Consider the following 13,540-nt stretch of genomic DNA (forward strand, 5'->3'; position numbering starts at 1 on the left):
ATGAATGTGCTTTGGTACAAATAGTCAACCAAAATGTACATTTAAATGAAAAAACAACTACATTTTTTAACCTTATTATTTTTTACTTTTTGTTTTTTGCCTGTCTGCTCACAAGATGCATTTATTACAACATGGCAAACTACCACTTCAAACGAAAGTATCACAGTACCTACATTTCCCGGTGAGACCTATGATTATTCAATAGACTGGGGAGATGGCATGGTGGAAACCAATCAAACAGGGGATGCAACGCATAGCTATGCCGTTCCGGGAACACAGACCATCAGTATTACAGGGGAATTCCCAAGAATTTATTTCAACAGGGAAGGAGATAGGCGAAAAATTCTGGAAGTTAATCAATGGGGAGACATAAGCTGGACCTCAATGGAAAATGCATTTTATGGTTGCGATCTTTTGGATGTGACCGCGACTGACACACCAAATCTAGAGTTTGTAACTAGTTTGGAGGCCATGTTCAGGAGCTGCACTCAGCTGGTGGGTAATCCATCATTCGGACTCTGGGATATTACTAACATAACAAACATATCCTTTCTTTTTGGAAATGCTCACGTATTTAATATAAATATCGAAAATTGGAATGTTTCTAATGTTACAACACTAGAGCGTACGTTTGCGGGCGCATTTACTTTTAATCAACCATTAAATGCTTGGGACGTTTCTAAGGTAGAAAATTTGAATGCTACATTTGGATCGGCATATTCATTTAATCAACCGTTGGATAACTGGGATGTTTCCAAGGTAACCACTGCAATTGAAACTTTTCAAATCTCGTCTTTCAATCAAGATATTAGTTCTTGGGATGTTTCCAACATAGGTAATTTCTCAGGAATGTTCCAAGCTATTGGGGCATTCGATCAAGATTTGAGCAAATGGGATATCAGCTCGGCCACAAGTATGGACTTGATGTTTGAAACTTCTGGTTTGGGTGACGATAATTACGATAAAATTTTGATGGGCTGGGGCAAATTAGATTTAGGTGAAACCCAAATACCTTCCAACATTATTTTTCACGGAGGAGATGCCCAATATTGTGGCAGTGAGGCCAAACGTCAAGAGTTGATCGATAATTTTGGGTGGACAATAACCGATGGCGGTAAATTGCCGGACTGTGTGACTATAGATTATGCCAATGCCTTTATCACAACATGGCAGCCCTCTCCGGGTACTGGTGTAATCACAATTCCCACAGCGGGTAATGAAACTTATAATTATTCTGTAGACTGGGGAGATGGCACTGTTGAGTATGGTTTTACTGGTGATGCGAGTCATACCTATACTGATTTATCTCGCACCTATGATGTCTCCATTACAGGTCAATTTCCAAGGATATTCTTTAATACGACTGTATTCAATCCAAATAGATTTAATATTAGAGATGTAAAACAATGGGGTGCTACTGAGTGGACATCCTTTGAAAGAGCTTTTATAGGTTGTGAATTTTTGGATGTTTCCGCAACCGACGCACCTAATTTATCCCAAGTAACAGACTTGACGAATATGTTTCAGCTCTGTAAGAATTTGATTGGCAACCCGGCTTTTAATTCATGGGATGTCAGCAATATAAAATACACAAGGGGAATGTTTGATGGGGCAGAATCATTTAACCAAAATATTGGGGCATGGAATGTCAGTGAAGTTATCAGTATGGCCAGGATGTTCTCTGGGGCTTCTTCCTTTAACCAGCCCATAGGGAATTGGGTTATTGATAAAGTTAGGGTGATGGACAGGATGTTCGCCGGGGCATCAGCTTTCAATCAACCATTGAATAATTGGAATGTAGGGCAAGTGGTTGGCATGGATTTAATGTTCTTCAATGCGTTTTCATTTAATCAACCATTGGATAATTGGAACGTTTCTGGCGTGTTTAATATGAACGCGATGTTTTCTGGGGCCACATCATTTAACCAACCCATAGGAAACTGGGATGTGGGCAATGTTGAAAAAATGAATAATATGTTCGAAGGGGCAATAGCTTTTGACCAAGATATAAGTAGCTGGAATATTGGCCGATTGACACCTGAGTTTGATTTTGATCCCTTCACAGGTTTACCAGATGGACCAGACCAAGGATCTGCGGCCGACATGTTCATAAACGCCGGGCTTTCGGTAGCCAATTATGATGCCCTGTTACTAGGTTGGAGTACGCTGGATACCGATGCTGGGGAAACCCAGATACCACAAAATATTACCTTAAATGCTGGCAACAGCCAGTTTTGCGCTAGTGAGTCCCAACGGCAAGAATTGATAGACAATTTTGGGTGGACAATTATGGATGGTGGTAAATCCTTGGACTGCGTGACCATTGATTTCACCAATGCATTTATCACCACCTGGCAGACAACGGCAGCCAATGAAGAGATCAGTATACCTGTATATCCGAATCAAACGTATAACTATAGTATAGATTGGGGCGACGGAACCATTGAACAAAACCTGACAGGGCAGGCCTTTCATACCTATGCAACTCCTGGAAACCATAGGGTATCTATTATAGGAACATTTCCGGGAATCAATCTGGCACCTTTTGGCGCTTTCCGACTTAAGATTATTGAGGTTAATCAGTGGGGCAATATCCAGTGGTCAAGAATGGACAGTTCCTATAGAAATTGCTCCAATCTTGATGTCGTGGCCACCGATGTTCCAGATTTATCTGGGGTTACGAACGTTTCCAACATGTTTGCTTTTTGTCAAAACTTGCAAGGTACCTCGGCATTCGGAAATTGGGATGTGTCCAACATTCAAAGTATGGAGGGTATGTTCTATGATGCAAGGCTTTTCAACCAAAATTTAAATAATTGGAATGTTGGCCAGGTTAGGAATATGAGCGAAATCTTTAGAAGTGCCGAAGCCTTTAACCAACCCCTGAACAATTGGAACGTAGGTCTAGTAACTAACATGACAAAAGCCTTTGCAAGAGCAACTTCATTCAATCAACCTTTGGATAGCTGGGATGTTAGAAACGTGACCTCTATGAACGGTATGTTCGCCAATGCCAGTGCTTTCAACCAAAATTTGGCTAATTGGGATATCAGCAGTTTAGCTTCAGATTATGCCGTGCCAAGAGAAATTGATCCGGGAGCGCCAGACTTAGGTTCAGCAGCTGAGATGTTTATTGGTTCTGGTTTGTCTTCTGAAAATTATGATGCATTATTGCTTGGTTGGGGAACGCTTGATACCGATTCGGGGGAAACCCAAATACCGTTTGACATTTCTTTAAACGGAGGAAGCACAACGTATTGTGTCAGTGCAACCGTTCGACAGAATTTAATTGACAATTTTTCATGGATTGTTTGGGATGGTGGTGAGGCTTGTCCTGAAAGTGAAGCCATACTGGAACCAGACGGTACCCTTTCCATTACTGATAGTAATGGGGGGGATTCGGATGATGAGTACAGTTTGAGTATCAACGGCGATAATCTGGTCTTTAGCAGCAATAGTACTATCGCTATATCAGGACCTGGGGTGGTACAAGTAAATGCCAATACGGTGCAGATTCCCTTATCTGGAATTACCAATGGCCTAACACTGGATGGGGGCGGGGGTGCCAACACCCTAAACCTGGATACTTCGTTGGCGCTCCTCGGAGTGGGTAACGGGTTGACCCTGAACAATCTTAACGTACAACTGACGGGTAGCGGAGATCTTCAATTGAACGCCTTAAACGTTACTGGTGGTGATTTTGACACCAACGGTCTCACAACCGTTGTAACCACTGAAGCCAATTTCTTTGGGGACGCTACCTTGAGTGGTACGGGGACCATCAATGGTGTGGTGAACATGAACGTAGATTCCAACCTGGCCCCTGGTACAAGTCCCGGTATTCTCAATTTTGGAGATTTAACATTGGACAATAACAACAACAATTTTGAAGTCAATGGTCCAACCCCTGGCACGGAACATGACCAAATAGTGGTAACGGGTACGGTGACCATTGCTTCGGGAACTACTTTGAATCTCATAGGGGGCTATGTCAATACCAATGGGGATGAGATTATTTTAATTGATAATGATGGTACGGATGCTGTAACCGGTACCTTTTCGGGCTTTCCTGAAGGTGCTGCAGCTAATTTTGGTGGATTTAATGGTACTATAAGTTACGTGGGGGGCGATGGTAATGATGTCTCCTTAATAGGCACTTTAGATGGTACTGCTCCCGCCGCAATTACATTTAACCCAGCCAGCCAAACCAGTCTTCTTCCGGTAGATCAGGTGTTTACGTTGACCTTTGATGAATTGATACAAATAACCGATACCAATGGTGCAATTACAATTTTTAATCTATTACCCAATGGCGGTACTGTTACGGTTGATGTGCTTACCGTTGCCAATGGCGGAATTCAATTCACAGATGATGGGTCGGTTTCCACATTGACATTGACCCCTACAGAAAACCTTCCGGGCAATAAAGTGCTTACGTTTGATATCCCATCTGGGTTGTTCGAGGATTTGGCAGGCAATCCATGGGGCGGTATTTCGGGGTTTGGTTCAACGTGGCAAGTAACAACCGCATTGGGCGATACGCCATGTACCTCCGGTAATGTGGATTTGGAGATCACCTTTGATGACTGGCCCAATGAAACATCTTGGGAACTAAGGGATCAAGCAGGAAATCTGGTAGATGAATCACCAGATTATTCCAGCCAGCAGGTGGGAAGTACGGTAGTGGAGCAGTTCACCAATTTAGCTGATGGCATCTACACCTTTACCATTTTTGATCAATTTGGAGACGGTATCTGTTGTGGTGCCGGACAAGGATCTTTTACCGTATCAAAAAATGGTATCGAACTTTTTAGCGGTGCCCATTTCCTCACGGAGCTTTCCTTCCAATTCTGTATTGATGCCTCTATTGATGCAGAGCCTCCAGTAATTACCTGTCCGACAGATATTGTTGCAGATGCAGGCGCTAATTGTACGGTAAACGTGACCCTTACAGACCCTACCGCCACAGACAATGTCGCGACCTCTTTTACCTATGCGGGGGTACGAAGTGACGGCTTAGCGCTATCCGATCCCTTCTTTGTTGGTGAGACCACCATTACCTGGACGGCTACAGACGAAGCAGGTAATGTGTCTGAGGCCTGTACCCAAAACGTATCCATTACCGGTACGGGCGATTGTTGGTTTGATATAGGACCTGAAATTACAGGTCAGAATGCTGTTGATAATGTGGGATCTGGAGTGAGTATCAATTCAGACGGTACAGTGGCTGCTTATGTCAGTCCCAATGCCAATGGCTCTGGTAATGTCGGAGAAGTCACCATTCTTGAAAGGTCCGGTAATACTTGGGTTCCCAAGGGAAATACCGTTTTGGGTGGTCAAAATGGCCGTTTCTCTAGCGGTGTTGATTTAAACGATGCCGGAAACCGTTTGGCGGCTAGTCAAGATTTGGGCAAAGTTAAAGTTTACGAGTTTACTGGTTCAAATTGGCAACAATTGGGTGCTGAAATACCAGCGGCCGGTACTGCTTTTGTTCAAAAAGTGGATTTTGACAGCGCTGGAAATCGCTTGGCAGTGGGTTATGCCGGCGCTAATGATGAAAATGGTTTAGCCGTTGTATATGAATTGCAAGGTGGGCAATGGCTGCAGTTGGGCCAATCCTTAACTGGCAATACAGATGACTATTTTGGCAGGGATGTTAGCCTAAATAGCGATGGAAATATACTTGCGGTGGGTGCTTATCAGTTACAAACCACAACTACTCCGGGACGAGAGGGTCTTGTGAGAACTTTTAATTTGGTAAATGGTAGTTGGTCGCAGCTAGGCAGTGATATTGTTGGTGATAATATCGATGATTTTTTCGGTATATCCGTCAGTTTGAATGACACTGGAAAGAGACTGGTGGTTGGCGCAAATGCTGGCGATTATGCCAAAGTATTCGAATTTGAAAATGATGCGTGGTCTCAATTGGGGAATACTATTCCTGCAGAATCTAACGACTTTGAACAACCAGGTTATCAAGTAGATATCAATGGATTTGGGGATTTGGTATTGATTGGCGATTTCTTTCAACCAACTAGGGTATTCCAATGGTCCAACAATCAATGGCAACGATTAGGACAGCCAATTTATGTTCAAGCAGGGCAAGATGTGGCCATGAATAAGGAGGGTGATGTGATTATCTTGGGAGGACCTGAAGCTGATAGCCAAAAGGGGAAAGTGGTAATTTATGAATATACTGGCGCATTGGTGGAGACACAGATCGCCCTAAATGCCAATGGGGCCTTGACCATTTTGGACACCAATGGCGGGGATACCAATGATAATTTTACATTGTCCTTAAATGGTGGCAATCTACGGATCAGTAATTCCGCTTCGATCAATATATCAGGAAGTGGTGTTGTGCAAATTGATCCCAATACGGTGGAGATTCCCTTAGCCAGTATCACCAATGGCATTTCTTTGGATGGGGCTGCAGGGGCGAACACCTTGCTCATAGATTCCGCATTCAACCTTACAGGGCCCGATAATGGGCTCACCTTGAGCAATATTGATGTCACGTTCGCCGATGGCACAGATATACAGTTGAACGCCCTACAAGTGAATAATGGCAGTTTTGATACCACGGGATCGGTCATAACCATAGATACTTCAGCGAATTTTGATGCAGCTTCTACTTTAAGTGGAACAGGAACCATCGTTGGGGTGGTCAATATGAATGTGGATTCTAATCTGGCTCCCGGGGTGAGTCCGGGTATTTTGAACACGGGCGACCTTACATTGGATAATAACAACAACAATTTTGAAGTAGACGGGCCAACACCGGGCACAGAACATGACCAAATAGTGGTCACCGGTACGGTAACCATTGTAACGGGCACCACCCTGAACCTACTGAATGGTTATGCCAACGGGGCCAATGCTGAAATCGTTTTGATTCAAAATGACGGTACGGATCCCATAAATGGCACTTTTGATAATTTCGCCGAAGGGGCAAGCGTATCCTTTGGTGATTTTAATGGTATCATCTCCTATGCCGGTGGTGATGGCAATGATATTTCTTTAAAAAGCGCCTCATCAAATTTGATTCCGCTAATCATCACAGAAATTATGTACAACCCAAGTAGTCCCGAGGACGATTGGGAATGGATGGAAATTTATAATTCAGGAACAACGGATTTGGATATTTCCGGTTTTGTGATCGATGATAATAATGGTTCTGCTCATTCATCCGCGAATATAGCTTCTGGAATCGTTCCTGCCGGTAAATCGGTTATACTATACAACAGCGACGATATCTCTGAATCGGAATTCCTAGCTGCATGGGGCAATGTTGACCTTGTTCCCGTTACAAATTGGTCAGCAATGTCATTGAACAATACGGGTGATACCATAGGAATATGGGATAGTTTCGCCAGTTATTCCGGTAATAATGTGACACAGGCCAATGTAATTGAGCAGGTAACATATAAGACAACTGGCTGGCCTGCGGATAATAATTCTTCTTCTGTGTATTTAACGGATTTAACTGCTGACAATACTGTAGGGAGTAATTGGGCGTTAAGCTCTGATGGTGGTGTTACTCCTCTTTTTGGTGGGTATACAAGTATATTGGCAGGAGGCAATAGTGGTGCCGATGTAGGTTCGCCAGGTCTACCTGAAGTTATGGACACCACCCCGCCTACAGCCGTTTGCCAGGACATCACGGTGGAGCTGGACGGCAACGGAACGGCAACGGTGAGCGTATCGGATGTCGACAACGGCTCCTCGGACAACGTGGCCATCGCGGCGATCGGTATTACAAGGAACGTTGTACGTGATTACGACCAGAACGTGGTGCCGGATGCCATCTTCGGCTCGGGCAACGCCAACGGCGGCTTTACGGTGAACCAAGCAGGCACGGTAGAACTTGGCCTACGGGCGAAGGTGCGCTACCCAGTTCCCCAGAACACGTTCAACAGCAACGGCGACGGCACGTACGGCCACTTGGCTGGTGCTGGCAGCCCTGCGAGCAGGGCACTCTGGAACTTCGAGTGGAGCGTGAACACGGACCCCATGGGGAGCACCGGCACGAAGCTGGACGGACTCACCTATGAGATGGGGATGGACTTCGACCCGAGCATCGGTTCGGACTACTTTGTCTTCGACCCTATCAACCAACCGGTTGCGGACCACGCCATCGGCGACAACGCCACGGCGAACGGCGGTGGCACGGTGGCCACGGACGCTGCGGGCTATGCCGCGCTGCTGGCTGGGAACAACGTGGCCCAGAACTCATGGAACCTGGACTTCTTCAACGAGCTTGCTGGCAAGGCCTTTGACCCCACGGTGGACGGCACGTATGACATCTATCTTAAGGCGATGGACGCCACCGGTGCCGTGGTGGGCGAGACCCAAATCACTGTAATCGTGGGCAACGGCGGCGGAGTAGGTGCCCTGCCCCAAAGCATCGACTTCACGGAGGCCGACCTAGGGGCCAACACGGTATTGCTCACGGTGGTGGACGCGGCCGGGAACGTATCGATCTGCACGGCCAAGGTTACGGTAGAAAGTGCTTGCGAGGTGACCATCAATACCCAGCTTGAGGACGTTGCTTCATGTGAGGGGGAAAACATCAATTTTGAGGTTTCCGCTACCGGTACTGCAAGCTTACGCTACCAGTGGGAGGTTTCTATGGACGATGGGGCTACTTGGACACTAATGATGGTGCAAAATTCCAATTCGGTCACCCTAAACGATATATCCATGGACCAGGACGGTAACCAATATAGGGTAATCGTAACCTCAGATAACGAAACCCCTGGCGACGAAACGGACAACTGCTCGGTGACCAGCGAAGTGGCGACCTTAACGGTGAACCCGGCCCCAGAAGTAGAGATAACGGGCAAGGACAGCTATTGCCATGACGGGAACGGTGTCGAGTTGGATGCCGGTGCCGGCTTTACCAGCTATCTTTGGTCACCAGGCGGGCAGACCACGCGGACCATTACGGCCCTTGAGGGAAGCTATACGGTAACTGTGACCAACGAGTTCGGGTGCGAGTCCACGTCTGAAGCCTTCATCGTCACCAACAACGAGCCTTTGACCTGCAGCATAGAGCAGGACATACTTACCACGGACCATTTGACCGAGGACGGGGTGGCAACCGTGACCCCAATCGGGGGTAAAGCGCCTTTTACCTATTTATGGGATAATGGAGAGACGACCCAAACGGCCACTACCTTGACCTATGGGATGCATTCCGTTACCATTACGGATGCCAACGGTTGCGCAACGATGTGTCAAATAGATATAGCCAAGGAACTCTATTGTTGGGTGAACCTGATACAGAATGTATCGGAGTATGGCGGACAGGACGGTGCCGCGCGAGTGAGCGGAAATGGCGGGTACAGGCCCTTTACGTTCAAATGGGACGATGGTTCTACCGAACAGACGAACAATTCATTAACGGCAGGTATACATACTGTGACCATTACGGATGCCAAGGGGGCGACCTCGCAGTGCAGTATCACTATAATGGAGCCTACCGGAAGTGTGTGTGACAAGTTTACAAGTGATGTGGAGCAGGTTAAGCTTACTACAGACCACTTGACGGAGGACGGTGTTGCCACGGTAACGCCGTATGGTGGAACGGCACCTTATACCTACTATTGGGACAATGGTGAGACCACCCAAACGGCCACCACCTTGCCCTATGGGATGCATTCGGTTACCGTTACGGACGCCAATGGTTGTGAATCCGTGTCGTATATAGATATAGCCAAGGAACTCTATTGTTGGGTGAACCTGATACAGAATGTATCGGAATATGGCGGACAGGACGGTGCGGCGCGAGTGAGCGGCAATGGAGGGTACAGGCCTTTTACCTTCAAATGGGATGATGGGTCCACGGAAGCGACCAACCGTTCGCTAACGGCAGGCATGTATACGGTCACCATCACCGATGCCAAGGGGGCGACCTCGCAATGCAGCATTACCATAACCCAACCTGGACAAGAAATATGTGATGGTGTGGATAACGATGGTGATGGTAGAGTGGATGAGGGATTTGATGCTGATGGGGACGGTATTGCAGATTGCTTCGATGATTGCGATGATAGACTTGATTCCGACCAGGACGGTGTCCCCGATTGTTTGGATATATGTCCCAATGGGGATGATACCAAGGATTCCGATGGTGACGGAGTGCCCGATACCTGCGATGTTGAGGAGTGTGATGGTCTTGATAACGACGGTGATGGCAAAGTGGATGAGGGCTTCGATGCCGATATGGACGGTATTGCAGATTGCTTCGATGATTGTGATGATAATTTGGATTCCGATCAGGACGGCGTGCCGGATTGTTCTGACAAATGTCCCGGGTACGATGACAACCTTGATTCTGATGGAGATGGGACCCCGGATTGTATGGACGACTGTGACGATACCGTTGACACAGACGGTGATGGTATTGTTGATTGCGATGATCAAGAAATGGATTCACCTTGTCCGGATAATGTTGATGCCAATGGGGTTTCTATGGATACGGATGCAGATGGCGTGCCGGATTGTTTGGATAAATGTCCTGGATATGACGATAGCCTAGACTCTGATGGAGATGGTATTCCGGATGGATGCGATGTTGAGGAGTGCGATGGTGTAGACAATGATGGCGATGGTGACATCGATGAAGATGTTATATTGCCAACGGTTGAGTTTGTCGCCTTTGGAGAAATACGTATAGATGCAGGTATTCAATACAACCTTTCTGGGGGTAGCCCGGATGGGGGGATTTACAGCGGACCTGGAGTAACCGATAATGGGGATGGCACCTATACTTTTGACCCAGTGGCTGCGGGACTTGGGGAACATACATTGACCTATATCTATACAAACGGTAATGGTTGTTCCAATTCTGCGACAGATGTAGTCAACGTTCTTGAAGCAGTTCCTTTTACGGTACTAATCAATGAATTTCAGCCAAATCCATCAGGTAACGATCCATCGACACAAATGATTGAACTAAAAGGCCCTGCGGGTCAATCGTTTGCAGGATGGATAGTAATCCTGGATTCTGATTCTGGAAACGCCTCCGGAGGGGTCAATGATGTAAAGCAAATTTCTGGGACCTTTGATGCAAATGGGCTTTTAACTGTTTCGATTCCTGATGTTGAGAATCCAAGTTTTACGTTAATCCTTACCGATAACTATCAAGATGGTATTGACGATTTTGATAGTGATAACGACGGCCAATTGGATTCAGATATTTCAAATCTTGGTAATGTTTTGGATGCGATAGGCGTTCCTGACGCAACAGGCGATGAAAATTTCTTATTTGGCACACAACTGGGAGGTGATGACTTCAAGTTTACAGGTGCTGAACCTATGTTGGTTTTTAGAGACAGTAATACAAATGCATGGTATGCTATTAATGACCATACTGACGGTATGGTCTATGATTTAGACTCAAATCCCTATACGTTTAGTTCGTTCAGTGGTAACTTAGAGGGACCAACATTTGGAATGGTGAACCCATATCTGCTAACAACGGCACGAACTTTTCAAATGGAGTTATGGCCTAATCCTACGGTTGAAATCTTAAACCTGGAGGTTCCAAAGGCCTCAGGTATAATCAGATTTGACCTTTATGATATTTCTGGTAAGTTGGTCAAAAGTGTTCCTGGTAATTCTTGGAACTTACAACAAATTGACGTTAGGAGTTTAGAATCAGGTGTCTATATTATAAGGGCTAACGGAGGCAGTTCAAACAATATAATAAAAAAATTCATAAAAAGGTAATTAAATCAATACTTGACCAAAAGCCCTTTAGGATTAATCCTAAAGGGCTTTTTTCATTTCAACACTTCTTAGAATAACGGTGGGGCACCTCCAATTGCTAGTTTTCAACTTGGGCTTGTAAGATGAAGATTACAATACCTCTTGTCGAACATCCCTTTATAAATAGGGCTTAGCGGATTGCCGATGAACACGGTATAATAACGATTATTGTTCTGAACCATTTACTTTCCCTTTACTTTTATCCCACAAATAAACTTGAAAACCAAACTGACCCAACTTCTTTCCACCTTGAACTATTATTGGAATTACCTCCCTAGAGAGGAATTTATGCAAAATGGTGCGCTCATTTGGGGAGTAAATGCCAATGAGAAAGTAAATGTTCATCATGGTTACGAAAATTAGAAAGGAATGCCCAATAGTATGATAGACTTTTTATCCAATTATTTTTACCTTTCCTTGATTGCCGGTTTTGCCGCTTTCTTTTTATCTACTAGTATTTATCTATATCCAGTAATAATAAATGTATCGAAATTAAAGGGTTTGATGGATGATCCCGATCATCGAAAGATGCACGTTTCCAAAACCCCAAACTTGGGTGGATTGGGTATATTTCTGGCCTTTTCGCTTTCAATGATCGTATTTGGAATTTTGACCGATCTTGTTCCTACAGATTTAGCGAAACTTCTGGCAATCATGGGCTCGTCCATAATTTTGGTCTTTTTGGGAATCAAGGATGACTTGACCGGAATGGCGCCTAAAAAGAAATTGCTTGGCCAGTTGATTGCCGTCTTAAACGTAGTGGTGCTTACGGATATTAGAATATTGCATTTTGGAGGTATTTTTGGGATAAACGAGTTGCCTTACGTTGCCTCCGTGTTATTTTCGATTTTTGTTTTCATGTTGGTCATCAACGCCTTTAACCTTGTGGATGGTATTGATGGTCTTGCAGGTTCACTTTCCATACTTGGAAGCATTACATTCGGCGTACTTTTTTCCATCAAAGGCAATTATCTGATGTCTTTGGTAGCTACCATATTCGTGGGGTCGGTCTTGGGCTTCTTAAAGTATAATCTATCGAGGGACAAAAAGATTTTCATGGGAGATTGTGGATCTCTTTTAACCGGGTTCCTTTTGGCCTATCAAGGTATTTATTTTCTAAACCTCAATATGGAAATAGGAACAACCAATAACTTTACTAATTCCCCCGTAATTTTGTTGGCCATACTTTCGTATCCACTGTTTGACCTTTTGCGGGTCTTTGCAATACGGATTCGCGAGGGAAGGAGTCCCTTTAGTGCCGATTCCAACCATATACATCATCGGCTTTTACGGTTGGGATTGTCGCATAAAAGGGCCACGTTTACCTTGGTAATCGCTAATTCATTGGTAATCGCCTTTGCGTTCCTAACGATGCAACTGAATATTCATATTCATTTGGTAGCATCGGTGTTGTTTGGTGCATGTGTTTATTTACTACCATTTTTGAAAGTGTTTGATATTAAAAATGGTACCCAATCAAACGCTTCCAGTACTGTGTCGGTACTTGTAAATGGAAGTGATGCCCATGATGTCGCTTCTTTAAAGGATTCGGTTGCATCGGACCAAAGCAAAACTTTCAAATCTGATCTGAATGATATGCCCAATAAAGTAAAGGGTCAATCCATTGGGAAGGAATTTATAAAGGACAGAACCAAAACCTTTAATTCGTTAAAGGGAAAATTGAGGAACAGAAAGGACAAGGCATTGGATAAGGACAGTGTCCTTTAATAGAAGGGCATTAGCCATATAAAACCAAATAGAAATT

3 protein-coding genes are annotated in these 13,540 nt (G+C 45.0%); all 3 read left to right on the top strand.

Annotated features, from left to right (window positions below):
* Positions 1-45: 45 nt before the first annotated feature.
* Positions 46-11,736 (top strand): BspA family leucine-rich repeat surface protein, encoded by an 11,691-nt coding sequence (locus F0361_RS11045; protein WP_154918673.1) that lies wholly within the window; start codon positions 46-48, stop codon positions 11,734-11,736.
* A gap of 255 nt (positions 11,737-11,991) precedes the next feature.
* Positions 11,992-12,138, top strand: coding sequence for a hypothetical protein (locus F0361_RS18715; protein WP_161598231.1), 147 nt, complete (start codon positions 11,992-11,994; stop codon positions 12,136-12,138).
* Between the two features lie 6 nt (positions 12,139-12,144).
* Positions 12,145-13,503, top strand: coding sequence for an MraY family glycosyltransferase (locus F0361_RS11050; protein ID WP_154918674.1), 1,359 nt, complete (start codon positions 12,145-12,147; stop codon positions 13,501-13,503).
* Positions 13,504-13,540: the final 37 nt, after the last annotated feature.

This window comes from Maribacter flavus (genome assembly GCF_008386635.1).
GTDB lineage: Bacteria > Bacteroidota > Bacteroidia > Flavobacteriales > Flavobacteriaceae > Maribacter > Maribacter flavus.

Excerpts from the sequence above, each read along its gene's own strand:
- F0361_RS11050 (WP_154918674.1), top strand. The coding sequence starts at position 12,145 with ATGCCCAATAGTATGATAGACTTTTTATCCAATTATTTTTACCTTTCC.
- F0361_RS11045 (WP_154918673.1), top strand. The coding sequence starts at position 46 with ATGAAAAAACAACTACATTTTTTAACCTTATTATTTTTTACTTTTTGT.